Raw genomic sequence first — 24,327 nt, 5'->3', positions numbered from 1 at the left:
AAAATTAAGAAAATGAGTAATAAAGTAATCATTATTGGAGCAGGCACAACAAGTCCACTAAGAGCTCGTAAACCAGGTTATGGAACCATGCGTTTAACAGGCGAGAATTTCTGGGGCGAACCCAAAGACCGAGATGGAGCCATAGCACTCTTAAGAAGAGCAGCAGCACTTGGTGTCAATTTTTTTGATACCGCAGATTTTTACGGGCCAGGGATAACGAATAAACTGCTGGCAGACGCATTATATCCTTATTCTGACGACCTTATTATTGCGACTAAGGTTGGCGCAAAACGGGGGGCTGACAAAAGCTGGCTGCCATATGGTAAACCGGATGAATTAAGGAAAAGTGTCGAAAATAATCTTAAAGAACTCAAAATGGAACAGCTTCCATTGGTACATTTCGGAAAGGCGGCAAATAGCCCGGGAGATTATGAAGATGGTCTGGGAACGATGGTAGATCTGCAAAAGGAGGGTAAAATCCTGCATCTGGGACTCAGTAACGCGAGCGTTGATCAATTTAATACCGCAATCAGAATGGTTAATATTGCCAGTGTAGAGAATATGTATAGTTATATGCAGCGGGTTACAGATCCGGGAAGTCCATACGGATTTCAGGGTGGCGAGATACTGCCCTTGTGTGAAGAACATCAGGTTCCTTTTATTCCTTTCTTTTCACTCCAAACCTCATTACCAACCGGGCAGAACAAGATGGAAGAGTTGGCAGCTGTTAAAGGTGTTTCTGTTGCGCAGCTAAATATTGCATGGCTGCTTCATCAATCTGAATGGATTTTACCGATTCCAGGCACAACGTCCATCCATCATCTGGAAGAAAATATAAAAGCAGCTGATATTTCACTTTCAAAAGAGGAGCTGGATTTTTTAGGGTGAGTTGCAAGGTTAGCTATTTTTTAACCAATTCTACTCTTCTGTTCCTGGCCATGTTTTCATCACTGTCATTAGCAACCAGTGGCCTCTCAGCTCCAAAACCAGCAGCTGTTAATCTGTTGCTGGCAACACCCCGGCTGGTTAGCGATTTCAAAATGGTATTTGCACGTTCGGCCGACAGGGTTTTATTGCGTGCAGCAGTACCAGCATTATCTGTATGTCCTTCAATCGCAATCTTAAGTGATGAATTGTCTTTCAGGAGTGTTAATATTTCGTCAACGGCTTTTTGACCATCTGGCAGCAGGGTCGATTTATCCGTATCAAAATTGATGTTCAAAATGGCTTTGCCATTTGCATCAATGTCCTTTTTCATTTGCACTGCGGTTGGTGCTTTGATGGTCTGCTCAAAGTCGGCTAATTCTACTACCCCAATTTCACCAGTGGCTGTATTGGAAGATACCTGGAACATTATTTTACCTTTCGGATGGTTTAAGGCGTAGAACCGGACCGGATCGTTGTAAGGGTCGCCAATAATATGGTTGTAGATGGCCTTGTCATCATCTTTATTTAAAAAATCTTCCTGGGCTTTGGTTATATTAAGTTTAGCCAGTAATTTAGCACCAATACTGGCCAGGTATTTATCAACGCTGCTGTCAAAACCATACTGGTTCCATTCGGCATTCTCATCTTTCCTGCGAAACTTGAGTTCAGCCACTTTACCTTCTGCATTAAAAAATGATTGGCCATTGAAGATGATCAGCTTATTAAAATCTTTAAGGTGAGAATACCCGGTTTTTGATTCCGAATAACTATCCTTTTCCTGAATATAAAAGCCAGCAGGAGCAGACACGTATGGGAAAGCTCCTATTTCTGAATTTGATTGCGGAATGGTCGTCCAGTCAAACTCTTTAAATACTTCGGTAGTTCCAGTGGGCACTGGTATAGTTTCTGTTATAGAGGTGGCTACAATTGAAGAATCTTGTGGAGTTTCGTCTTTTTTATCGGAAGCAGATCCACAACCGGCAACAGCTACAGTCAAGGATAAGGCAAAAAATAATTTTTCAAAAGTTAGGTTTGTCGTCATATAGGGGTTTGTCAGATATATTAACAAAAACCAATCCACAAACATTTTAATCCTTAACAAAACTTGTATATCATGATGTCTGGGAATCTATGATGGCAGGACAAGGGTGGGGTAAAAAGATTGACGAAAAAGTGATTGCCAAGCTAAAAGAAAAAGGTTACCTGAATAATTGATAGAGTTGTCAGATAGGTCGATTGATGTGTATGTTGGGTTGAGAAAATTCGTTCTTCGATAGCATTTGTTCATGCAGATGGGAAGTAGTTTCAATTCCCAAGGGGCTTTCATTAATTGAGAATCTTGATTAACTAGTTTAACTTGGTGCAATGTGCACATTTAGGTTTACCACCTGTATCTGATCTTAGCTGATGAGTACGACGTGCTTTTTGGTTCAAAGGAACAATCCAAAAGTCTTTTTAGTTGCAGGTGTAATCGTGCGTGCTGATTTTATACGTTTTTTGATCTCAGTCATGTCTTCCTTGGAAACAACACCAAGTACTCGGCTGGGATTCTCCATGACCATCTGGTGCAACCATGCGGTAGTGCGGCTTTTTATAGCAGAACAGTTAGCAAAGGAATCGTCGTCTAAAAATTCGCATTTCACTGCAAGCATTTCATAGTTTAGGTCTACCAGTTCTTGCGTATGGAAGATGTTTGGATTAATCTCCGAGTTGATAAAAACCGATGCGAAATGCAGGTGGTCATATGATGCTCCGACTAGAATCAGCCTTTTTTCCTTAGGAGGAGTTGTATCAGTAACAAAAACCTTAATCACCGATCCGATCTCTACGTTCCGCTCAGCAAATCCATTTTTGAATTCCTCTGGTATCAGATCGGCTAATAACATTTAATGCATATTTTGGTCGTTCTCCGCGTTAAGAGTAATATAGCGCATCATGTCTTGGCTCGTGCCTGCGGCTTCCGCGATTTCCAGGTAAGGCATTTCGATATCCATTCTTTCGGCAGCACTTGTCCACGCAGCGTCATGTGATTTTTTCACAAGTTCCTCGAAATTCAGTTCTCTATTAGACTCAATAGATTTGTTGAGTATTTCTAAGTCACTATCAGATAACTCATCCTGATCAGCCTCTGTTTTCGCGGTAACATAAGGAATGTTTCCACTTCGTCTTATAGAAAATGCAGCAGACATTTCTACTGCCTCATAAAACGGATGGATGCCCTTTTCTGCAGCCTTAAAAATATCGTAAAGAAACGATGGAACTGGTCCAAAATTCATAGCTTGATAACAGTCACCGGTAATCGGCCTGCCAAAATCTTTCAAATGTTCCTGATCTGCAAAATAGAGAATCTTGAAAATTTTATGGTAATCTATCTCACCCAATCGATTGAGGACGTATAGGGCAGCATTCAAAGTTTTATTCTTATCAACGTTAAATCCTTGCATTAGACAAAGTTAAAAAGAATAAATGGAAAATACTAATATTTTTAGTCTGTTCTTTGTGTGTCGTTATCTTACTTTAGTATTTAACAGAATGGTATTTTTATTATGCAATTTACTCTTCATGTTTGAAAAACACAGATTTATTTTAACACGCAAAATCAATTTAAATTAAGGATTTTGTGAACTATACCCCAGAGGCTACAAAAGGAAATATTGAACAATTGTGGTCAATAAGACATGTGGGTAAATAAAATAATTAAACATCCCGCATGATTTTTACAATTCTTAATCTTCGTTTATGGTTTCCTTTGCGGTACATAACCTTGTAAAAGATGAAGATCAAAACCATTCTTTCAATAGCTATACTTTTCGTTACCAATATGGTTTATGCACAAAGTATCTGTGAATGCGATGATGCTTTAGACCGGTTAATTAAGAAGATTGAAAGTGAATATCCCGGATTTGAAGAAAAGACAAAGGACAAAATATTATATGATAGTTTTAAACAACAGCTGAAGGAGCAAGCGAGTAACGCAGAAAAGGCAAAATGCTTTGATATACTGAAAAAGTATACCTCTTTTTTCAGAGATGGCCACATTTGGATAAATCCTGCAACGTCTATAAATACAAAAGGCATAGTAAGTACAGATCGGATTAACATGGATATTGAAAAATTCCGAAAAAGGCTAAAAGCTACTCAAAATCCACTCGAAGGAATTTGGAAAAACAAGTTTGAATGGACAGGAGGGGTAGGTTATGAAATCGGAATTACCAAAAATAACGATGGCGTACAGGTAGGTTTCGTAATTAGTTCTACATCTGCTTTCTGGAAGCCCAATGAGACAAAATTCAGATTGTATCCTAATGGGAAGTTCGAATTCTATTCCTTCGACAAGACATTGAAGACCGGAAGTTATGGGACTTATAACAATAGCATCATCTATTTTAAAGAGGTAAGAGCTGTTTTTATAAAAGAGACCCCGCCGTCAAATTTGACAGAAGAACAGGTAAAAAGAAAAGTAGGCGAATTTTATGGATTTGGTATAAAAAAGCTAAGCGATAAAACAACGCTGCTCACACTTCCATCTTTTGATTATCCTTTCGTTAGCATCATCGAAGATCTTGTAACGAACAATCTTTCCCTACTAGAGGAGCCTGAGAATTTAATCATCGATATAAGAGGGAACTCGGGAGGAACAGACGATGCCTATCAAATACTACTGCCTTATATTATGAGTAATTCAATCCGGAATATGGGGGTTGAATATTTGGCAACCCAAACTTTGGTAAATGGGCTTGAGAGTTATATAAAAACAGTGTATGACAACAAAGAGAAGCAAGAGGAAATAGAAATGGTGAGGCGATGGATTGGTCTTTTTGAAAAAGATATGGGGAAATTTGTAAACGTTAAAGACAGCACATTTTCCATACAAAATGTAACTTTCCCCAAAAGAAGTCCCGGCAATGTAGTTGTCCTGACAGATAAGAGGGTAGGAAGCTCTGCCGAGAGTTTCGTGATGAAGGCCAAACAAAGTAAAAAGGTAAAAATAGCAGGCACTGTAACTTCGGGAGGATTGGATTATGCCGCAGCCCGTATGTTTGATTTTGGCTGTCCTGAATATATGCTGCAACTACCAACCTATCGCTCACTAAGATTACCAGACTACCCAATTGACAACATCGGTATGCAACCAGACATTTACCTGGATAAAAGCATCAAAGACTGGGTACAATTTGCTTTGGAATATTTAGAACAATAGAATCCTTTATTTTCTCATTGGATGGTTACCTTTACTATCCTTTAATTCACTTCATTATTGAATAGTAATAACCAACAGCGATAAATTTATGGAAACACCATTTGAATTTGAACAGGTTTACGATGCTCCGATACAAAAAGTTTGGCAGGCACTAACTAACGAAAACGAAATGAGCGCGTGGTATTTTCCGCAATTGGTTAAATTCAAGCCAGTTGTTGGGTTTGAGTTTGTCTTTTCTAATGATGGATCGCCATATCAAAAAGAATGGCGTGTTACAAAAGTTGAAGATGGAAGGGTGTTGGCACACAGTTGGATCTATAAAGGCTATCCCGGCAGCTCGGAAGTTACTTTTGAGCTATTTAAAGAAGAAGATAGAACCAGGCTTAAACTTACTCATACCGGATTGGCAAGTTTTCCTGGCGATCCGCATTTTGCGAGAATCAGGTTTGAAGGCGGATGGAGACAAATACTCGGAAGTAACCTGAAAAATCATCTTACAAAGCATTCTCAATAGTTAATTTCCTTTCCATTTGCCCTTTACGGTATACAGTTCACCGGTATTGTCATTTTTAATGCTGGCAGAAAAAGAAACACTTGCCCAATATTCCTTAATGGACCGGTCTATCTCGATCAATGATTTTGCAGAGATACTGACCACTTGATTGCTGGGCTTTAGAGAATCATCTTGTTTTAGTCCTACAAACTTTTATCAGAAAGCTTTTTTGGTTTCCCCAATATGGTAGACTAGCTAGTATAGCTAAGATTACAAAATCCCCCAATTTGGGGGATTGCGTACCGCAAACCATCACGCTAATTTTGTTCAGGCAAAACATCGGCAAAGCACGTAGAATAAACGTTGCCGGTCGATTTTAAAATACCATACAAATAAACCTAGAAATTAAACCAGTCAAGCATGAAAAATTTTTTACTTCTGTTATGTATTGTGGCCGCTGTTGCATCCTGCAAAAAGAAAAGCAACCCAGAGCCGCAAACAGGCGCTATTTATGGAAGCATATATCCTCCTGGCGTATTTTCCTTAATTTATGCTACAGACGCTTCGGGAACGAGAATCTCTACCGAAGTATCGCCAGCTACAGGCACCTTTATGTTTGAAGACCTTACACCCGGAACCTATACGCTGACCGTACCTGCCGATCCCCGGTTTGATACGTCAGGAAGTATAGAACTTGAGGTACAAGGTGGCCAGGATATTGATGCTGGAGTTATCGGCTTCGAGCCATTAGTAGGCCCATCAGGAGCAATAGTTGGCAGTATCTTGCCCATTGGATTTGGGAAAAGTGTTACCGTAAAAAATCTCGCTTCAGGCGTAGTTTACTCGATTACACCAAACGCTCAAACTGGTTTTTTTTCAAGTACTTTACCAAATGGAGACTATAACATCAGTTTTACCGCTAATGCCCCAGCAGAACCACCTGCAGACATTGCTGTCACCATAAGCGGCGGTCCCGTTAGCCTCGGCAGTGTGATCTGCAAGCAGGGAACATCTGGCAGTATTATCGGAAAAGTGATTCCAGCAGGTGGATTCGCATCCATAAAAGCCACCAATGTGCAATCTGGCGATGTCGTTCTTGGAACAATCAACCGCACTACAGGAGCGGTTGGATTTCCTATAATGATGCCTGGCGCCTACAAGGTGGGTATTACCCCATATGTCCCTTACCTAACCCCGGCAGATCTGGATGTAATTGTTGCCACTACAAAAGAAACAGATATGGGTACCATTTCGTTGGTACAGGATGCGACCGTACGCGTCCTAACGTACAAAATTGACGGGACAAGTACAACCAGATATAACGTATCCGGAAGTTTTACAGACGGTATATTGAAGTTCTCGCTAATGCAGACAACGCTGATCAGCGTTGGTCAGATGTTGGGAAGGCAGACCTACAGACAAGCAACACTTTCTGTAGCTATGGAAAACATTACCGCACCGGGAACCTATACTTGCAAAGGAACGGCTAATTCTAACATGACCTATGTGGAAGGTAGAAGGACCACTCCAAACCCGCAAACTACTACAACAGGTACCTGGAGCATAAATGGAAGCGATGCCACCGGGGTGGTAGAAATAGTTGCTATAGATCCGGCAGCCCGCACCATACGCGGAACATTCTCGGCCACACTGATGAATGAAAAATCTGGTGCGACGCCGCAGAAGAAATCGGTTACCAGTGGTGTCTTTTATCTTAATTATTAAGTTTGATTGCTGATGCTCATTTACCCATTCCGAATGAAATTTTAATCCAGATTGGGTGATTTGTCCGGCCATGATAAGAGAAAACAAAAAGATGTAACTTTGGGTATCATGCGCTTTAACCGGATCGTCGATTTCTTTATGCCCGGCACCATGCGGGACAACCCAAACCATCCTGATTACAACGAGATCAGGGTGGTGGTAAGTACATGTCTCATCGGAATGCCGCTGATGCTGCTGTTTCCACCTGTTTTATATTACATGGACAAACCCATTTCCGGGTTTATCATCAATGACGTGCTGGTCATGATCACGCTGTTGTGCATAAAGTTCTTTGGCCATTACCGGATACCAATGAGCATTACGGCCCTCGTTACCTATTTCATCATTTACGGTTGGATAGAAAATTCAGGGCTTATCTATTCGCCAAACATCAGCCTGCTGCATATGTACCTGTTATGCGCCATTTGGGCAGACAAGCGCTATGGCTGGTGGCTCATTTTTTCGAATTTAATGCTATTTGGATTCATTTACTATCAGACTACAGAAGTGGGGATGGATGCAGATCTGTACCGCATAGTCGACCGCCCATTGTATCCGTTGGTGATGAACTGCCTGATCACCATTTTCTTCGGCGGGTTTCTAGCCTATCTGCAGTTAGACCAGGAGCGCGATAGGATAAAGATCAGGGAACTGCAGGACCATAAAATAACAATGCTGGACAAGGCGGTCAAGAAGCGGACAGAGCAGCTCAGCACCATGCGCGAGAGCATTGCCACAGACTTTCATGATGAAACCGGAAACATGCTCTCGGCCATTACGCGTCAGGCATCCTTGTTAAAGCAAAAACTCGGCGATCACCCTCAAGCAGGGCAGATTGTAGAGAACATCATTTCAAACAGCAATGCGCTATACGCCAGCAGCAAGGATTTTCTGTGGCACCTGAACCATGATGGCGACAATCCCCAGGAACTTTTCGATTATCTGACCGCCTATGGCCAGTTGTACTACAACCAATTCGATATCTCCTTTTCATCAATAGGAGATCAATGCCCGGAAGTCCAATTTGCACCCTCTGCCGCGTTAAATGTCATCTACATCTTTAAAGAGGCGATGACGAATGTTGTCAAGCATTCAGGCGCGAAGGAAGTGGTGTTCAAAATGCATTGCTACGCAGATCAGATCAGCTACATTTTGCATGATAATGGCAGCTGGAGTGATGAAGATCCTACCCGGGAGCACTATGGATTAGGCAACATAAACAAACGCTGCGAGAAGAACTGTTTTGGGTTTAACCTGTTCAAACAACCCGCCAACACTTATATCGAAATTTCCGTGCCAACCTTTACCGCCGCCAACCTATGAAAAAAAGAATTACCATCATCGAAGATAACCGGGTTATCAGGGAAGGTTTTGCTGCCGTGATCGATGGCACAGCAGATTACCAGGTATGCGGACAATATTCCAACTGTGAAGAAGCCCTGAAAAAGCTGCCATCAGATAAGCCAGATCTCGTACTGATGGACATTGGCCTTCCGGGAATAAGCGGCATCGAAGGTACGGAAAGGATCAAAAAGCGCTGCCCGGAATGTATTGTCCTGATCATTACCGTTCTAGAAGATAGCGATAAAGTATTCCGGTCGTTGTGTGCCGGTGCGGGAGGGTATATCGTCAAAAATTCAGATACAGAAAACATAGTCAGAAGCATCAGCGAAGCCTTTGCAGGAGGAGCTCCCATGAGCCTGAACATCGCGAAGATGGTAGTGCAGTCGTTCAAAGTTCCACAAGATTCACCATTGTCAGAGCGTGAGCGCGAGGTGCTGCGCAATATAGCAGAAGGTAAAAGCTATTCAAAAATAGCCAATGATCTGTTTATCAGTAAGGAAACCGTGCGCAGTCACATCAAAAATATTTATCAGAAACTGGCCGTCAATAGCAAGGCCGAAGCGTTAAAGATTGCCGGAGGCAACAGATGGTTTGGTTAACATGAACTCTGCTCTGCGATATTAGGTTTTTCATCAATCGTACCAGCAAAACTTTTATATCTTTATAAAAAACCAATCATGAAATTGCCCTCTATACAACAGCTCTACTCCGGATTTATAAATGTAACCAATAGATTTCCGCTCCAACTGATCTGCTCAATCACCGCAACGCTCTGCTGGTGTCTATATATTTTTCTTTCAGATGGTGGCCGTGGAATAAATGAAGACTTGATGGATAACCTGATAAAGGGCATATTGATTTCGAACCTTTCCCTTGCCCTTTTGCTCGCATTAGATTTATATGCCGAAGTAAACAAATTCACCCGGGGAAAGAAGTGGGGTCTCCGCCTGGCTGGATTGGCGATCGGTATATTGCTGTTCTTCATTTTATCTCCTGCAGATCATATTTCAGATGTATACCGCATTGCTTTACTTGCTTTTGCATTCCACTTGCTCATAGCGTTTGCTCCCTTTGCAGGAAAAAATAATATCGGCGGGTTCTGGCAGTTCAACAAAATACTTTTTCTGCGATTTCTGACTTCAGCATTATACTCGGCCGTATTATATGCTGGCCTGGCTATTGCGCTTACGGCCATAAGAGGTCTTTTTAATGTGGACATTGAATGGAGAACCTATATGGTGTTATTTGCAGTGATTACGGCGGGTTTCAATACTATTTTCTTCTTAGCGGGAGTACCGGCAGATCTTCATCTGTTAAGTGAAGACCATAGTTATCCGAAAGGACTGAAAATATTTACCCAATTTGTATTGATTCCTTTGATGACGATATACCTGGCCATTTTATTGGTTTATGAAGTGAAGATCATCGTATTCTGGGAGTTGCCAAAAGGTTTGGTATCGAGTCTTATTTTAGGTTATGCTGTATTTGGCATTTTGTCGTTGCTATTAGTCCATCCCATTAAAGAGACTGAGGGAAATAACTGGATCAAGTTATTCTCAAGATTCTTTTATTTCATGATGACCCCACTGATTATCCTTTTGATACTTGCCATATGGAAGCGCGTAAGCCATTATGGAATTACAGAAAGCCGTTACATCCTGATCATTTTAGCATTGTGGCTGGCTGGGATAATGGTATATTTTCTAATGAGTAAAAAGGATAACATCAAGGTAATCCCCATCAGCTTATGTATTCTCGCATTATTGGCCGTATACGGTCCCCAAAGTGCGTTTTCTGTTTCAAAATATTCTCAGCTATACCGGCTTAAAAAAATTATATCCTCAAAAAATGCTAGTGATCAAAAAGAAGGGCCTTTTATTATTAGATATTTGATCACTGCGCATGGCCTGGAAACACTACAGCCATTTACCACAAGAAATCTGAGGGAAATTGATAATAAAATTGATCAGAAAAGTGTCGATAGTTATGTCCAAAAGCAAATGAAGATTGATACTGCTCTATCGATTCTAAAGGTCAAAGAGGAAAAAGGATCTGGTTCGATCACCATGACATTTATAAACGAAGGAAACGAGGTTTTAAAGGTTAGTGGATACGATTATTTGATAGAGCTAAACACCTATCCACAGCCTAAAGAGTTGAAAATAGGGGGTTCTATAATTAAAACAGACAGTAATCGTAATGGAAGTAATCTAAATATAATCGTGGACGGTCAGTCTGTACTGGATATAGATTTGTATAGCGTTTTCCATAAGGCAGCAATGATTTATAAAAAAGGTGGCCTTAAACCAGCCAAATCAAAGCAAGGCTATTATTATCCTGCAGAAATGATGCGTTTCAGCAAAGTGCAAGGACAATATGAATATACCGTTGTAATTACCTCCATTGAGAATAATTACCCCGGTAATTCCGAGGATGGAAACTGGACCAATTCAACCAGCTATCTGTTAATAAAAAAGGTGAAATAAACCGCTTATTTTATATGGCATACATAAGCAAGTTGATAGCAATGTTCAGGGAAAAGATAAGCATCTTAATTAACGATCCTGAAAGCGGTGTTTATTTTCATGAAGATTTTTTTAATCAAGTTGAATTTTTGCCACGTGAAAATTTATTTTATCTCAGAAAAGAGAATGAGCAAATTGAAAATTTTACAAAAGAAAATTTCAATGGCTATGGATTCACGGATATTTACCGTCGAAATGAAAACCCAATAAGTATTGAAGATAAAAAAATATCATTTGGCTAACTGGACAAAATGCTCATTGACCTTGGGCTTAAGAAAATTTCAGAGGTTTATGAAGGTTACGGTTCAACCAAGTGGAAATGCAAAAATACTTTTGCTTATACTTTCGATGGAGCTGAGATATTTATTTCCCTAAAAGAAGGCTATATTAAAGATTTTTGGATTAATGGATTTAGATTTCATGAAGACGATAAAACTAAAGTTAAACTGAAAGATGTTTTATTAAAGCTTGGAAATGAATTGGATTTAATTTTGAATGATTGGAATTTGACAATTACAGTTGATCTAAAGATTGAATCTGAAATTCTAAAATATTTAAACGAAGAATTTTAAAATGGAAAATACAATATCTATCACATTTGGGAGGCCTAAATATGGTTGGTTACTTGTTGATTTTCGTCATCGTGATTTTGATTTGGAGTTTGATGCTTCTGATGCGTTAAACAACCCTGTTAAGGAACTCTTTAATACAATTATTGGGTTAGATGATAATGAAACAAAAAGAGTTACTTGGTGGTGTGAGCCAGGAGCATACTTTTTTGACATTTTCCGAACTGGAAAAAATTTCACATTAATAATTGCTTAAACAGATGATCTTCTCAATGAATTTATCAATAAAACGCAGTTGGTAATCATCACAGGAAATTGCAGTGAAATTATTGATCCACTTCATACTGTATTGACGCATTTTGCATTGCATACTTACGAAGCAGGTCATTGGCGCAATACCCTTACAAAATGAGGATTCTATCCACAGACTTTATCTTCCTTTCAGGATGTTGCCTTTGTGTTTGTAAATAGTCTTTTTGTCTTTAATAAAAATTTGCGTAAAAAAGGAGAGTTAATACTTCGAACCATTTCTAACTCTGGTATATTCCGGGCTGTACCCTCTTTTTCTACATCGAGCAGAAAAGCTTTTGCTTGGTTTTGTAATTCTATTGGATAGCTACTTAGTTTTTCTGGAAGGCACAATACAATTTGATATTTTAAATCAATATCAGTTGTCGTGTAAAACGCTGAAAGAAAAGTTTTCAGTCGTTCTATATAGGCAATTTGTGTTCTTGGATATTCCATTTCAAAAATCTTTACATCTTTTATAAAGTCTTCGTCAAATGATTTCAATTCATCATCCCAAAAAAACATGTCGTATCCCTGTTGTTTATAAATCTTATTCCCTTCGTGAACTGTTACAAAATAGACTGTAGGTCTTGCCCAATACGAAGCTCTAAGAACTCCAATTTTTTTGTCTTTATCGCCATTGCGAAATATGTCGAGCAAAATATTTTGAATGTCTACATAACCAAAAACTCGGCGACAAGGTCTTATGAAATCATTATTGAAACTTGGATCTGGCTCATTAACCGCTGCCATAAGCATCGGTTCTAACAAGTTAATTGGGAACGTATCAACATACTCAAGTAAACGTGCCACGAATGTCTTTTTATCATTGTTAGTAAGAAATATCTTAAGTGTTTCTACGTCATCGTCACTAAAGCCTTTAAATTCGTTACGAAAATCCTGCAGTATTTGTGGAGGTTCATAATAATTATTCACGCGAATATGATTGAGCTGTTTCTGATATATTTCAAAGATTTTTAGGATGTCCATAGAATTGCGTCGAGTTTTACTTCGTTAACTTGATTTGCATAATTGGAATCGACTAACGAAACTAAAATAAAAAAGAAAAAACAAATCTGAATAGGGACAATCTATTGATGTGACTCATTTGATAATCTTTAATTTAGGTCTTTTTGTTCTGAAATTGGAAAAGCAAGCTTTAGCGGCAAAATGGTTTTATCATCTTTCAATTCAATCGCACCATATTTATGGACCAAATTCTCAAGTTCTTCGACAATGGTTTGCCCCAATTTGACCGGCACAATAGACCTGCTATTAACATATTCTTGCGCTTTTCGGTTCACATACTCGGAAACAGTAGATTGGCCGTCAGCATTTAGATATACTTCCTGTGTCCACGGATCCATAGTCAACATAGTAGGCTTCTTGTCGACCAAACCTATTGTATAGATTGAAACATCGGTAAACCAGTCCCATGGTTGGAGTCTTACAAAATACTTATCCTTGTTGGCGTAAAAATCTAAATTTACAAATACTGGTTCTTTGGGTTTTTTTCGAAATAGCTTTCCAAACATATTGTTTAAATAATTGAGACTTATTAGTAAATATAGCTATTGTTTGTATATTTCAAGGAATGTAGTTCTCCCCACTTTTGATGGTTATATTGAAGTCGGCACTAATCTTTTTTTGAGCAAGTTAAAGCTGGCTCTGCCATACATTTGCCGTTTAATAGTCTTTAAGCTTATTTACGTTGCCTTCCACCGGGGCCATTGCTCCAAGGCAAGCCGATTGCGTTTTCAACAGAGTGGTAGTACGTTAGCAGACCGTTTGCAAAACTGGCGATCTCGTTAATGCCTGAGTTCTGCACATTTTCTATCTAGCCCGAAGTTGATTACCCGACTTGTTTCCCATAAGGTTGTGGAAATCTCTTGCCAGTATCAGAGTACGTTCTAAGCCAGATGATGATTTACATATTTTTCTATTACAGATTTATCAGTATAGCGGCTGTTTTTAGCTCATGCTTTTATAGTTAGTAAGAAAGCACTTCAAGTTTTTCTTCAGTTTAACCTTAGCGAATTTATAATCCATAAAGCTTCAGTCATTCATAAAAACTTAGAGCATGAATGCGCTGTGTTGCTTTTTATAGATGATTTTCATAATCAACTTAATTTTAAGGAATAGACCGGAAGGTCATCCACTAAATAAATACAAACCAGGCATGATCTTCGACCATTCCAGTTAATCACTGCTTATTCGAACTTAGGCTTCCTTTTCCAGTTTACAGAAAGCTGATGCAATACTGTTATGAAAGGTCGGGTTGCTCGCCGGGATGACATATACAAAATGTCATATCGGGACATTAATGTGTAATTTAATTCATCTGCCATGCAACTTAAGGAGAAAACAATTGTCCGTTATATATTAAGCTAATACGGCAATGACCTATTAAATTTATTCTTGAGCCACACCATGGAATTAAACTTTATAATTGAACCGAAATCATCATGAAAACAACAACAAAGATCACCGTTCTATCCATCGCTTTTCTTTTTACAAGCCTTCAAGGTTATTCCCAGCTAACATCTTCCAGGATCGACTCGCTGATGGAGGAAGCCCTGGTTAAATTAAAAGTAGCAGGAGCTGCAATAGCGATTGTAAAAGATGGAAAGGTGATCCATCAAAAAGGTTATGGGCTGAGTTCAATGGAGACAAAACGACCGACCACTGAATTTACAAATTTTCAGATCGCATCTAACAGTAAAGCATTTACGACAGCGGCACTCGCCATACTGGTTGATGAAGGTAAATTAAAATGGGATGACGAAGTAAAAAAGTATTTGCCAGAATTTAAGATGTATAATGAATATGTCACTGAAAATTTCAATATTGTTGACCTTTTAACCCATAGGAGTGGCTTAGGACTCGGAGCTGGTGATCTAACATTTATACCGGATGGAGCAGATTTTACCGTAAAAGATATCGCTACTATTTTCCAGCATTTTAAACCGGTTTCTGCATTCAGGATAAAATATAACTACGACAATCTGCTCTATATTATTGCGGGCGAAATCATTGCAAGAGTGAGTAAGATGAGTTTCGAAGAATTTATTAAAAAGCGCATCTTCCAGCCCTTAAAAATGAACAACTCATTTGTGGGCGATTCGATGATTCATCAGATAACAGATTTGGCCAGGCCTCATTCTACTGCAACAGGTACCATTAAAGCAATTAATCGTTTCAATATTGGTATGATCAGCCCTGCAGGAGGTATTTATTCAAATGTTTCAGATATGTCGAAGTGGATGATGGTGCAACTTAATAAAGGCAAATACGGGGACGGTCTTCAGACCTCGTTATTTTCTGCCGCGAACAGCAGTAAAATGTGGACGATACAAACCGTTTTGCCGAACTATGTTTCAGAGCGGTATAACACCCATTTTAATGGATACGGTTTGGGTTGGCAACTGAATGATATGAGGGGAAATCTAGTAGCCATGCATACGGGTGGTTTGCCAGGAATGTTGTCACAGGTAACCCTGGTTCCGGATCTGAATTTAGGTGTTGTTGTGTTAACTAATACTGAAAGTGGAGGTGGAAGTCTCACTTTTGCACTTTCAAGAGCAATTTTAGACAGTTATTTTGGATTGGATGACGCCAAATGGATAGATAACAGAGCAAGAAATCTGGCTGCAAACACGAATAAGGTGAACGATGTTGAAGAAAAGATTTGGGAAAAGGTAGATAGTGTAAAAACTACCAAAGTTAAGAATGACAAATATATCGGCTTATATGAAGATAAATGGTTTGGTCAAATGGAGGTGTTGATGAAGGGTAAACAACTTTGGATTAAAAGCCTGCGTTCACCAAAATTAAATGGACCGATGTATTTTTATGATGCAAATACCTTTGCCATAAAATGGGAGTATCAGGATATGAATTGTGATGCATTTGCCACCTTTACTTTAAATGAAAAAGGAAAAGCAGAATCCTTCATCATGAAGGGGATCTCGCCTGCTATTGATTTTAGTTTTGACTTTGGCGATTTGAATCTAAAGAGAGTAAAATAAGCGCCTATTTTTTATTTCATAACTGTTAGATTTGTGTAAGACCAAGACTCAAACCTGAACACTAATATGAAACGATCGACCTTTTCAGTAGCGTTAATGATCCTGATGGTTACTAACTTGCTGACATCCGCGCAAACTAGAAAACCCAATATTGTTGTTATTTTGACCGACGATATGGGATTTGGTGATATCGGTGTGTTTGGCGGTAATTTTGTTCCCACCCCTCATATCGACCAACTTGCAAAAAACGGCCTAAAGCTTGGGCAATATTACAGTGGCGCACCAATTTGTTCACCGTCCCGTGCAAGTTTGATGACGGGCATGTATCCTGGCAGATGGAATTTCAGTACTTACCTGGATAATAAAAAGCACAATAGGGACGCGGAACAAGCTGATTTTTTGAATCCGGAAGCACCTTCAATTGCCCGGATTTTTAAAGCATCTGGCTATGCTACGGGTCATTTTGGTAAATGGCATATGGGTGGAGGCAGAGATGTCAAAAATGCCCCTGGATTTGAGAAATATGGTTTTGATAAACATGTAAGCACCTACGAAAGCCCGGATCCGGATCCGCTGATTACAGCGACCAACTGGATCTGGTCCGAAAAGGACAGCATCAAACGTTGGGACAGAACCAAGTATTTTGTCGATCAGACGCTCGCTTTCATGAAAGGTCATAAAGGTCAGCCATGTTTCGTTAATTTATGGCCAGACGATGTGCATACACCCTGGGTGCCAAAAAAGGACGATGGATACATCGGCAATTTTCCAGTAGGACAGGAGGATGAAGCGGCATTTAAGCTAGTGCTTAAGGAACTTGACGTGCAGATTGGCCGACTTATCTCTGGCTTAAAGGAAATGGGTGAGCTGGAGAACACCATCATCGTCTTTATAAGCGATAATGGCCCGCTGCCTAGTTTCAGGGGAAGCCGCACCGGTGGTTTGAGAGGTTCAAAACTCTCGCTTTACGAAGGTGGAACCAGGATGCCATTTATTATCAGTTGGCCTGGAAAAGTTCCTGCTGGAAAAATAGATGATCAGTCAGAAGTTAATGCAGTAGATTTATTGCCTTCGCTGGTCAAACTGGCCGAAGTAAAACTCCCGGCAGGCTATCCCGGTGATGGAATAGATAGGAGTGGCGTGTTAATGGGAAAACCTTCGTTCCGCAAGAAAGCTATGTTTTGGGAATACGGACGAAATGAGGTAGCCTTTAAATATCCGAAAACCCAGGATAGAAGTCCGAATTTGGCTGTCCGTTCCGGCGAATGGAAATTGCTAATGAACAGTGATGGTACCGATGTACAACTTTACAATATTATAAAGGACAAGAACGAGACAACCAACATAACATCAGTAAACGAGAAAGTTACGAATCAACTAAAATCACAATTAAATAACTGGTGGAAATCGTTGCCAAGACTTACATCCAAATGATAAAACTAATTAAATCCTTTTTTAATTTAATCTGTTATAACTACCAATATGAGGAGCTTAATTTTATCTATCACCGGCAGTTTGATCATTTTTTGCAGTTACCCGGAAAAAACCGGAACCCAGAATGATCATTTTATCAACAAAGCAGTTCAGCGATCAAATCAACTAGCTGAATCTGGCAATACCCTGGTTTCAGCAGTTCCCGCAATCTGGCAGGGTAAGTATTCGGCATATTTTAGTTATGGGGATATTGCCGGGCAAAATGCTGGCTGGGCATTAGAAATCAATATCACAAAGGATAAGATTACCGCTACAGGAGAAGGTTTTCAAATGGCATTTGTGGATGAGTTAAGGGCTAAAGTAAGCGGTTCGAAACTAATCTTAACTCATTTTAAAAATGTATCAGGTTATAATAGGGGTAAGGGTATGAATCCAGAATTTACTTTGATTAATGACCATGGTAAGTTTTATATCCAGTCGAAGTGGATAGATAGTGACGTAATTACGAAACCTGCAGCATTAGGATATAAAATTGATAGATCAGCCTTGTAAGTGGCATTTTATTTACCTGCAAGCATACTGTTTTTAAATACCTTAGCCCATTTTTCCACGAACAGCACGCCAAGTGCAGGTTGCTTTATAGCGACGAAATTGGAGTATAGCGCCTGTTTGCCCTGAATGATATAGTAGAGCTGCGATTCGGGAATGGCGCTGTTGTTGAACTTTGGCGACTCAATGCGAAACAATACCCAGGAAGAGCCCGATTTAATACCCTTCTCAATCATTTTCAGCTTGGCCTGAGGCGCATTCTTGAGCGTTTGATTATAGGTCATTTTCATGGCTTGTTCTACCGAAACAGATGTTGAGCCAATCATAGATACCATAGTGCCGATAATTGTCCAATTATTCATGGATTCATTTCCGGGTAACAGTTCAACCATACGCGTATTTCCGCTCTTTTGGTCAGAGCCTATTTTCCATTTGTACTCTCCCGGCCAGGCTATTTTTAAATTTTCTTGCGCGCTGGTAATATCGGCTATGCCAGCTAAAACTAAACAGATGAAGATGAATTTTTTGTTCATAATAATTGTGTTTTATTCAATAACATTTAAGTAATCAATTGGTGTTAATTTATTTACGCACATTGTCACTGAGACACCAGTTTTCAGATGATTACTTCTCAAAAATCAACTACGAACCCGAGTAAAATATTGATCCTTTTTTATGTGATTTAATGCCTGTAAACACCAATGTACTTCATCAATATCGCCTATACCTACAATATCTCGTAATAAAACGTCACTTTGGTGTGCATATCAAAGTTGGAAACGGCAATTGAGGCTTTCGAGTAGACAATTGTGATAGGTGACCGACGGTATGAAACATGCTTCACCTGATTATTATTAAAATCATTTCCGTTAGTTAACTTTGCTATTACCCCAAAAACCGAAAGATGAAATGGAGCACCTGTGAGCGTCCAAAGATTGACCGTATTGCTTGTCAATGGGTAATTAACGCTTTATTGGTCACAAGCTGTGCGGATCTGATGGGCAACACACAACTGAGCCTGCATCTTTGGATATACAGTCGCTATAGCTTCAGGGAAACCTTTTAGCCCGTCGATGCAGGCGACCAGGATATGTAGCTTTCAAAGAAAAATAACTTCAGCTGTCCATACATGGGGCTTGAATTTACAGCTTGTCAATAGTTTTAAATTGAGTCAGTTGTAGCTGATCAGAAATTATGATCAGCTATTTTCATTTTACTCGTTTTCCATCCACTCTTCTGTGGTCTTTACTTCTGCCTGGGCAGGGAAAACTTTCCGCATGAGTACTTCCTCAGCTTGTGGGTCAGTATCAGTGCAACAATCACTTAGGACGGTCAGCAGGTAATCTTTATCGGAAGCTTCCCTTAAGGTAGATAAAACAACACCACTTGTTGCGATCCCACATAAAACCAGGTGCCGAATCGATAGGCTTCTTAGTATCATATCAAGATCACTTCCGGAAAATGCGCTGAACCTGTGCTTGGTGACAATAATATCATCAGTATCAATGTCCAAATCCGAGTGTAGTTTCATCACTTCTTTTGGATCAATTCCAGCCATACGCTCTTTACTCGCACTGAATGTTTTATTTGTGGCCCCTACTTCAGGCATTCCTTTCCTAAATCCCACCATCACATATATTACGGGTATTTCCTGCCTATTGGCAAACTGGATCGAAGTATTTATCTTCGATATTGTATCTGCCGAATCGGAATACCTCTCCACAATTCCATGCTGGATGTCCATTACTAAAAGTGCTGTGCTATTAACTTTCATTTGTGTTTAAGTTTACTCAGTTACTATTTTTGTCAAACACAAATGTAATCAATCCCCTATGCTCGATTACTATTGGCCTTAAGACTTTTTTTGGTCAATTCATTTTTCTAGTACCGGCGTGAAGATGTCTCCAACAACTTCCATCCCGGCGGTACCGTTCCTGCTCGTAAAATCCTTCATCTTCTGTCCCTTTTTCACTTCATCCCAATTCAATGGCATGGAAGCCCTTCTCCCGGCTTGGGCCTTAACGCATATGGTGCAGCAATGGTTGAAGGTTGTGAATTGTTCGAAGTTTGGACACTAGAGTAACCGCATTTTTATAGTGAGTTGAGAAAAATTTATCCTGACGCCAAAAGCAGCTCTGGTTCGATGTTATTTTGCATATTTTCCACATATCACAGCTTTTCTGAAGGAAATGGCCATTTTGCCTTTTGCCCTTAGCCAATTAAACAAAAAATTTTTACCCTGCGAAATTATTTGCTATTTTTAGAAAAAATATTGGGGTTCAAGATTAGTTTAGCTCTTGCATCACATTGTGTCTTCGGGGTGGGTTTCGTTGGCGTGCTCTTCCACATAACACTGGAATCATTAATCGAAAATTTAAAACGAAGAATTATGGAACACGGATTAAAACACTGTATCAAAAAAATCTTAGGTGGGGCATTGCTGGAGAGCACGTTGTTGGAACGCCACCCCGGGTAACACATTGTGAACGGGAAAAAGGTAGGCTATCTTCCCAACGGCGTGCCGTAGGGGGTTCGACTCCCCCGCTCTCTACTTTTCAAATTATTCATCTTGAAATTTAAATTAGTCTTCTAAATGAGCACTCCTAGAAACCATCATTATGTATCCCAGGTATTGAGCAAGAAATTTCTATCAGATGTTGGGCGAATTTATAAATATAGTAAATCAAAAAAGCAGATAGCTTCATTAAATTCGACTAAAAACTTGTTTTCTCAGGTCGATTTAAATACAATTTACGATGCTGAAGGAAATTTAGATCACAAATCTGTGGAGGATAAACTAAACGTTGCATTCGAAAAGGATTTCCCAAAATTTTACAAGGTAATTGTTGAAGCTGTAGGCTCAAATTTAATCACGGGAATGGTATACCCACAGTCTGAGCAGATTACTGAAGCAGCAAGCAAAATCGTTGAGATGGGTTTTGTTGGCCGCTCAAGACATCCGATGGATATGTCGGAAAGTCAAGATGTTATTTTTGGTGCATTATTAGAAATAGCAAATAATGCCACGGAGGAACTTAAAAATGGAATAGTGTCCCACATTCAAAGCCTATCTGGAATTACGAATAAACTCAAATTAGACTATGACATACTTGCAAAGGCGTTTGTTGATTTGATGGGCGAAACTACGTATTCCATTATGATTGCCCCCGATAATCACTATTTTCTTCTTCCAGACTGTACAGCAGCAACCAAGCGGTTTAAAGTAGAGGACGATGTTATCGATGGTAAAACTTTTAAAAATCCTGCTATGGTAATTGGTATGATATTTATACCGATTAATAGTAAGATATTGGTACTTGCTGTAAAAGCGGAATTTTGTCCTGATCAGGGACATGGTATTTATCACCTCGATGGTGAAACAATGCTTGCATATAACAAAATACTTTTTGATAATGCTTTTGATGAGGTTGCCTGCCAAAATCAGAAATATTTACAAGACTTTAAAAATTCATTTCTTAAATAATATTTTTTATTCGTTAGCTGATTGGCTTTTTTACTAAGCCTTAGTTCAAAAATTTTTATTTGGTATGGCTGGAAAGAAAGACTTTGTAATCAATGGAAGTCAAGAATCTAAGGAACTTACTCGGAATAATCATTATGTGCCTCAATGGTACCAGAAGGGATTTATCGAAAATGGCAACAAACTTCACTATTTAAACCTTGCTCCCGATGAGATAGTTCTTGAAAATGGCCGGGTTATTAAGCATAATGAAAGACGATTGCTGGCACCGGGTCAATGTTTTTTCGAGTATGACCTCTACACTACTTTTTTCGGGCCTTTCATTAGCGACCTTATAGAAAGAAATCTCTTCGGTGAAATAGACGGTACTGGAGCGAAAGCCTTAAAAGCCTTTATTGATGGAAATGACCTTGATCGGCATGACTACTTTCTTGATTTTTTCAAATATATCGATGCTCAAAAGACTCGCACGCCGAAAGGGCTGACCTGGCTAAAGGCAAGATATCAAGGATTGGATCAACAAAATCTAATGACTGAAATGCAGTCCATTCAGCAAATGCATTGTACTATGTGGCTTGAAGGAACTCGCGAGATTGTTTCAGCGAAAGAATCTGCAACCAAATTCATTATTTCGGATCACCCAGTAACCATTTACAATTATGCTTGTCCGCCAGGCTCCAAGGAATGTACCTACCCAGAAGATCCATCAATTGCTTTAAAAGGATCTCAAACCATTTTTGCGCTCGATCGTAATCATTGTCTAATCCTGACTAATTACGAATTAGCCAGCGAACCGGAAATTAAAGATCCAAAAAATAGACGAACTAATGCGCGAAATTTTGGAAACACAATGGTAAATACCACTGTCTTTCTTCGTGACCGTTGTCTAACAGAAACCCAAGTTAGGGAAATCAATTTCGTAATAAAGCAACGTGCACGTCGCTATATTGCAGGTGGAGAAAAGGAATGGCTCTACCCCGAATCAGACACAACGATCCGATGGGAAAATATTAAAAACACATTGCTTCCTCCATCAAATAAAGTATATAAATTTGGTGGAGAAATGTTTGCGGGTACAAGAAGTGGGAAGGTACATTACCAAGATGCTTTTGGCCGAACGTCTAAAAACAGCGATTTTCTGTTAAAACAAATTCCCAAAGGAAAAGTTCCAGCTAATGCTTACTGTCCTTGTGGTCAGGGTAAAAAGTACAAAAACTGCTGCAGAGATATTGATGTTTCAAAAAGGCCTGCCTGGGATGTTTATAGTATAAGAGAAAGAAACATAATTTTTTTTAAAGAGATCGATAAAATCCTTGGTTTTGACAAGGGAAAAGAATGGGACGATATTCGCCGTGAACTCAATAATGATCAGGTTCGTGCGCTTCATTCAATATTTGCTAGCTTGTGGCCGGAAGACACAAATATTATAAGTCTCCTCCCAAAATCCGATGGAAAAATACGCGCAGTTTATTCCGGCAGAATCGATGTTAGAACCATTCCACAATACGCATTAAGTTCAACCTTGTATTTTGATGAACTCATTGTTCATCACCCCTTTATTAATCCCCGAGGATTTAAAGCAGAATTTAGTCCTTTAGAACACCCATCTAAATTTAGACAACATACTTTAAAAGCTCTTGCATTATTGTTAACGATTCAGCCTTTAGTAGTTGCAGGGAAAATAAACTTGGTTCCAGATCCTGGTCTTTTTAACGAACATCTGCGTTTTCAAGCAATCGATTCTGCTAAGTTAAGACGAAGTGGTAGCGAAGTTAATAAAGAGGAGATGGAAAGTTTTAGTGATCTCTGGCATGAAGATCATGAACGTATGATCTATTGTTTGCCACCCGAACAAAAGCGCGCGCAGATTAAAAAAGCAAACCCAGAAGCAAGTGAGGAACTTATTAAGGGGGCCATCTTACTAATGGAAAAGAAACGGAATGATGATCCGCTTGCCTTATTACAAGATGATTTATACCTAAACGGTGGACAAGTCGATTTAAACTCCATGGCCCCGAATTTTGAAATGGCATTATTTCTCGCTCAAATTACCGGTGCAATTCTTTTGACAGATAGCCCAACCCGGCTGGAAGAATTTGCAAATGCACAGAACCCCGATGGTATTCTAACTGGATCTGTATGGAAGGTACTAACACAAAACATTCGGAAAATCGAATTTCCTTTTAATTATGAGCCAGCAGCAGTTCTTGAATTGTGGAGAGAAGGGAAATTCGGAAAAATGAGGAAGGCTTGGCAAACTGTTTATGATTTTATCTTTAAATCTGGCGAAGTTGAAATTGTTAAGGCGACAGCGCTTTTGAATAAAGAACTTCTTCAAGCTACTGAAGCGGCTAGGAAAGAAATGGATAGCTTAATGAACTCGAATCCAGAAATAAATTCTGCTAAATATGGTTTCACCGCAAACTTTCAACTTCTAGTTCCAAATGGAGGAATTGGCGATAAACGAGTTTTACGATTGTTGTTAACTTCTGGACTGGAAGAATATGCTAAGAATGTTCCTATAGCTGTTTTTATGAAAATAAAAGCTTAGATAATTCCTGTTTTACTATCTTACGTTGTTTTAAAATCACAACTTAGATGGATTTTGCCGGAGATAGGCGAGATTGGTTTTAGTTCGTTACCAAAAAGCTACTATGTGATTTGAATACATTGATGGTTTTGACCTATAAAGAGTGTAAAAAAAACACTATATTCAAGGCTAAA

General features: G+C 39.3%; 23 protein-coding genes and 1 pseudogene. 15 read left to right on the top strand and 9 right to left on the bottom strand.

Annotation, left to right across the window (positions count from 1 at the left end; translation table 11 throughout):
• Positions 1 to 12 precede the first annotated feature (12 nt).
• Positions 13 to 888, top strand: coding sequence for an aldo/keto reductase (locus tag ATK78_RS04170; RefSeq protein ID WP_133574783.1), 876 nt, complete (start codon positions 13 to 15; stop codon positions 886 to 888).
• Positions 889 to 901: 13 nt separating this feature from the next.
• Here ATK78_RS04170 and ATK78_RS04165 read toward each other — a convergent pair whose 3' ends face one another.
• The 3 genes from ATK78_RS04165 to ATK78_RS04150 all read right to left on the bottom strand — a co-directional run bounded on the left by ATK78_RS04165 (position 902) and on the right by ATK78_RS04150 (position 3,371).
• Positions 902 to 1,969: an OmpA family protein gene (locus ATK78_RS04165; protein WP_166664818.1), complete on the bottom strand. Its 1,068-nt coding sequence runs from the start codon at positions 1,967 to 1,969 to the stop codon at positions 902 to 904.
• Between the two features lie 388 nt (positions 1,970 to 2,357).
• A complete protein-coding gene (locus tag ATK78_RS04155) occupies positions 2,358 to 2,813 on the bottom strand; it encodes a hypothetical protein (protein ID WP_133574781.1) in 456 nt (151 codons plus the stop codon).
• Positions 2,814 to 3,371: a Panacea domain-containing protein gene (locus tag ATK78_RS04150; protein WP_133574780.1), complete on the bottom strand. Its 558-nt coding sequence runs from the start codon at positions 3,369 to 3,371 to the stop codon at positions 2,814 to 2,816.
• 329 nt (positions 3,372 to 3,700) lie between these two features.
• Between ATK78_RS04150 and ATK78_RS04145 the strand changes: the two genes are divergently transcribed.
• Positions 3,701 to 5,128: a S41 family peptidase gene (locus ATK78_RS04145; RefSeq protein WP_208112293.1), complete on the top strand. Its 1,428-nt coding sequence runs from the start codon at positions 3,701 to 3,703 to the stop codon at positions 5,126 to 5,128.
• An 88-nt stretch (positions 5,129 to 5,216) separates the two neighbouring features.
• Positions 5,217 to 5,642 (top strand): SRPBCC family protein, encoded by a 426-nt coding sequence (locus ATK78_RS04140; RefSeq protein ID WP_133574779.1) that lies wholly within the window; start codon positions 5,217 to 5,219, stop codon positions 5,640 to 5,642.
• Here ATK78_RS04140 and ATK78_RS22680 read toward each other — a convergent pair whose 3' ends face one another.
• Positions 5,643 to 5,786: a hypothetical protein gene (locus tag ATK78_RS22680; protein WP_166664817.1), complete on the bottom strand. Its 144-nt coding sequence runs from the start codon at positions 5,784 to 5,786 to the stop codon at positions 5,643 to 5,645. It lies immediately after the preceding gene.
• 255 nt (positions 5,787 to 6,041) lie between these two features.
• Between ATK78_RS22680 and ATK78_RS04135 the strand changes: the two genes are divergently transcribed.
• From ATK78_RS04135 to ATK78_RS04105, 7 genes are all read left to right on the top strand, one after another.
• Positions 6,042 to 7,346 carry a hypothetical protein gene (locus tag ATK78_RS04135; protein WP_133574778.1) on the top strand — a complete coding sequence of 435 codons (1,305 nt, stop codon included), beginning with the start codon at positions 6,042 to 6,044 and terminating at the stop codon, positions 7,344 to 7,346.
• 51 nt (positions 7,347 to 7,397) lie between these two features.
• Complete coding sequence (locus ATK78_RS04130; RefSeq protein WP_133574777.1) at positions 7,398 to 8,708, top strand: sensor histidine kinase; 1,311 nt, start codon at positions 7,398 to 7,400, stop codon at positions 8,706 to 8,708.
• On the top strand, positions 8,705 to 9,328 hold the full coding sequence (locus ATK78_RS04125; RefSeq protein WP_133574776.1) for a response regulator transcription factor: 624 nt from the start codon (positions 8,705 to 8,707) through the stop codon (positions 9,326 to 9,328). Before ATK78_RS04130 ends, ATK78_RS04125 begins: the two co-directional genes overlap by 4 nt.
• Before the next feature lie 78 nt (positions 9,329 to 9,406).
• Positions 9,407 to 11,215: a DUF4153 domain-containing protein gene (locus ATK78_RS04120; protein ID WP_133574775.1), complete on the top strand. Its 1,809-nt coding sequence runs from the start codon at positions 9,407 to 9,409 to the stop codon at positions 11,213 to 11,215.
• Between the two features lie 14 nt (positions 11,216 to 11,229).
• The gene (locus tag ATK78_RS04115; RefSeq protein ID WP_133574774.1) at positions 11,230 to 11,496 is read left to right on the top strand and encodes a hypothetical protein; all 267 of its coding nucleotides are present in this window, start codon (positions 11,230 to 11,232) and stop codon (positions 11,494 to 11,496) included.
• Between the two features lie 9 nt (positions 11,497 to 11,505).
• Positions 11,506 to 11,826, top strand: a complete 321-nt coding sequence (locus ATK78_RS04110) for a hypothetical protein (protein ID WP_133574773.1) — start codon at positions 11,506 to 11,508, stop codon at positions 11,824 to 11,826.
• Position 11,827: 1 nt separating this feature from the next.
• The gene (locus tag ATK78_RS04105; protein ID WP_133574772.1) at positions 11,828 to 12,079 is read left to right on the top strand and encodes a hypothetical protein; all 252 of its coding nucleotides are present in this window, start codon (positions 11,828 to 11,830) and stop codon (positions 12,077 to 12,079) included.
• A 185-nt stretch (positions 12,080 to 12,264) separates the two neighbouring features.
• On the opposite strand, the gene ATK78_RS04100 is transcribed toward ATK78_RS04105, so the two are convergent.
• Both ATK78_RS04100 and ATK78_RS04095 read right to left on the bottom strand, forming a co-directional pair.
• Positions 12,265 to 13,101, bottom strand: a complete 837-nt coding sequence (locus ATK78_RS04100) for a hypothetical protein (protein WP_133574771.1) — start codon at positions 13,099 to 13,101, stop codon at positions 12,265 to 12,267.
• A gap of 128 nt (positions 13,102 to 13,229) precedes the next feature.
• Positions 13,230 to 13,646 carry a hypothetical protein gene (locus ATK78_RS04095; protein ID WP_133574770.1) on the bottom strand — a complete coding sequence of 139 codons (417 nt, stop codon included), beginning with the start codon at positions 13,644 to 13,646 and terminating at the stop codon, positions 13,230 to 13,232.
• Positions 13,647 to 14,576: 930 nt separating this feature from the next.
• On the opposite strand from ATK78_RS04095, the gene ATK78_RS04090 reads away from it, so the two are divergent.
• From ATK78_RS04090 to ATK78_RS04080, 3 genes are all read left to right on the top strand, one after another.
• A complete protein-coding gene (locus tag ATK78_RS04090) occupies positions 14,577 to 16,139 on the top strand; it encodes a serine hydrolase (RefSeq protein WP_166664816.1) in 1,563 nt (520 codons plus the stop codon).
• Between the two features lie 66 nt (positions 16,140 to 16,205).
• On the top strand, positions 16,206 to 17,573 hold the full coding sequence (locus tag ATK78_RS04085) for a sulfatase family protein (protein ID WP_133574769.1): 1,368 nt from the start codon (positions 16,206 to 16,208) through the stop codon (positions 17,571 to 17,573).
• A gap of 48 nt (positions 17,574 to 17,621) precedes the next feature.
• A complete protein-coding gene (locus ATK78_RS04080; protein ID WP_133574768.1) occupies positions 17,622 to 18,125 on the top strand; it encodes a hypothetical protein in 504 nt (167 codons plus the stop codon).
• Between the two features lie 8 nt (positions 18,126 to 18,133).
• On the opposite strand, the gene ATK78_RS04075 is transcribed toward ATK78_RS04080, so the two are convergent.
• The 3 genes and pseudogenes from ATK78_RS04075 to ATK78_RS04065 all read right to left on the bottom strand — a co-directional run bounded on the left by ATK78_RS04075 (position 18,134) and on the right by ATK78_RS04065 (position 19,896).
• Complete coding sequence (locus tag ATK78_RS04075) at positions 18,134 to 18,655, bottom strand: hypothetical protein (protein ID WP_133574767.1); 522 nt, start codon at positions 18,653 to 18,655, stop codon at positions 18,134 to 18,136.
• 449 nt (positions 18,656 to 19,104) lie between these two features.
• A pseudogene (locus ATK78_RS04070) lies at positions 19,105 to 19,212 on the bottom strand (transposase); the annotation flags it as partial.
• Between the two features lie 123 nt (positions 19,213 to 19,335).
• Positions 19,336 to 19,896, bottom strand: a complete 561-nt coding sequence (locus tag ATK78_RS04065; RefSeq protein ID WP_133574766.1) for a cysteine hydrolase family protein — start codon at positions 19,894 to 19,896, stop codon at positions 19,336 to 19,338.
• An 819-nt stretch (positions 19,897 to 20,715) separates the two neighbouring features.
• Here ATK78_RS04065 and ATK78_RS04060 point away from each other — a divergent pair.
• The gene (locus tag ATK78_RS04060) at positions 20,716 to 21,606 is read left to right on the top strand and encodes a DUF4238 domain-containing protein (protein WP_133574765.1); all 891 of its coding nucleotides are present in this window, start codon (positions 20,716 to 20,718) and stop codon (positions 21,604 to 21,606) included.
• A gap of 64 nt (positions 21,607 to 21,670) precedes the next feature.
• On the top strand, positions 21,671 to 24,154 hold the full coding sequence (locus tag ATK78_RS04055; RefSeq protein WP_133574764.1) for a DUF4238 domain-containing protein: 2,484 nt from the start codon (positions 21,671 to 21,673) through the stop codon (positions 24,152 to 24,154).
• Positions 24,155 to 24,327: the final 173 nt, after the last annotated feature.

It is taken from the genome of Pedobacter metabolipauper (genome assembly GCF_004362715.1).
Classification (GTDB): Bacteria; Bacteroidota; Bacteroidia; order Sphingobacteriales; family Sphingobacteriaceae; genus Pedobacter; species Pedobacter metabolipauper.
Note: the sequence above shows the minus strand (reverse complement) of the source record. Positions and strands in the feature narration are given on the sequence as shown.

What these genes read in the sequence shown, in the direction of transcription:
- ATK78_RS04170 (WP_133574783.1), top strand. Translation starts at nt 13, where the DNA reads ATGAGTAATAAAGTAATCATTATTGGAGCAGGCACAACAAGTCCACTA.
- ATK78_RS04165 (WP_166664818.1), bottom strand. Translation starts at nt 1,969, where the DNA reads ATGACGACAAACCTAACTTTTGAAAAATTATTTTTTGCCTTATCCTTG.
- ATK78_RS04155 (WP_133574781.1), bottom strand. Translation starts at nt 2,813, where the DNA reads ATGTTATTAGCCGATCTGATACCAGAGGAATTCAAAAATGGATTTGCT.
- ATK78_RS04150 (WP_133574780.1), bottom strand. Translation starts at nt 3,371, where the DNA reads ATGCAAGGATTTAACGTTGATAAGAATAAAACTTTGAATGCTGCCCTA.
- ATK78_RS04145 (WP_208112293.1), top strand. Translation starts at nt 3,701, where the DNA reads ATGAAGATCAAAACCATTCTTTCAATAGCTATACTTTTCGTTACCAAT.
- ATK78_RS04140 (WP_133574779.1), top strand. Translation starts at nt 5,217, where the DNA reads ATGGAAACACCATTTGAATTTGAACAGGTTTACGATGCTCCGATACAA.
- ATK78_RS04135 (WP_133574778.1), top strand. Translation starts at nt 6,042, where the DNA reads ATGAAAAATTTTTTACTTCTGTTATGTATTGTGGCCGCTGTTGCATCC.
- ATK78_RS04125 (WP_133574776.1), top strand. Translation starts at nt 8,705, where the DNA reads ATGAAAAAAAGAATTACCATCATCGAAGATAACCGGGTTATCAGGGAA.
- ATK78_RS04120 (WP_133574775.1), top strand. Translation starts at nt 9,407, where the DNA reads ATGAAATTGCCCTCTATACAACAGCTCTACTCCGGATTTATAAATGTA.
- ATK78_RS04115 (WP_133574774.1), top strand. Translation starts at nt 11,230, where the DNA reads ATGGCATACATAAGCAAGTTGATAGCAATGTTCAGGGAAAAGATAAGC.
- ATK78_RS04110 (WP_133574773.1), top strand. Translation starts at nt 11,506, where the DNA reads ATGCTCATTGACCTTGGGCTTAAGAAAATTTCAGAGGTTTATGAAGGT.
- ATK78_RS04105 (WP_133574772.1), top strand. Translation starts at nt 11,828, where the DNA reads ATGGAAAATACAATATCTATCACATTTGGGAGGCCTAAATATGGTTGG.
- ATK78_RS04100 (WP_133574771.1), bottom strand. Translation starts at nt 13,101, where the DNA reads ATGGACATCCTAAAAATCTTTGAAATATATCAGAAACAGCTCAATCAT.
- ATK78_RS04095 (WP_133574770.1), bottom strand. Translation starts at nt 13,646, where the DNA reads ATGTTTGGAAAGCTATTTCGAAAAAAACCCAAAGAACCAGTATTTGTA.
- ATK78_RS04090 (WP_166664816.1), top strand. Translation starts at nt 14,577, where the DNA reads ATGAAAACAACAACAAAGATCACCGTTCTATCCATCGCTTTTCTTTTT.
- ATK78_RS04085 (WP_133574769.1), top strand. Translation starts at nt 16,206, where the DNA reads ATGAAACGATCGACCTTTTCAGTAGCGTTAATGATCCTGATGGTTACT.
- ATK78_RS04080 (WP_133574768.1), top strand. Translation starts at nt 17,622, where the DNA reads ATGAGGAGCTTAATTTTATCTATCACCGGCAGTTTGATCATTTTTTGC.
- ATK78_RS04075 (WP_133574767.1), bottom strand. Translation starts at nt 18,655, where the DNA reads ATGAACAAAAAATTCATCTTCATCTGTTTAGTTTTAGCTGGCATAGCC.
- ATK78_RS04065 (WP_133574766.1), bottom strand. Translation starts at nt 19,896, where the DNA reads ATGAAAGTTAATAGCACAGCACTTTTAGTAATGGACATCCAGCATGGA.
- ATK78_RS04060 (WP_133574765.1), top strand. Translation starts at nt 20,716, where the DNA reads ATGAGCACTCCTAGAAACCATCATTATGTATCCCAGGTATTGAGCAAG.
- ATK78_RS04055 (WP_133574764.1), top strand. Translation starts at nt 21,671, where the DNA reads ATGGCTGGAAAGAAAGACTTTGTAATCAATGGAAGTCAAGAATCTAAG.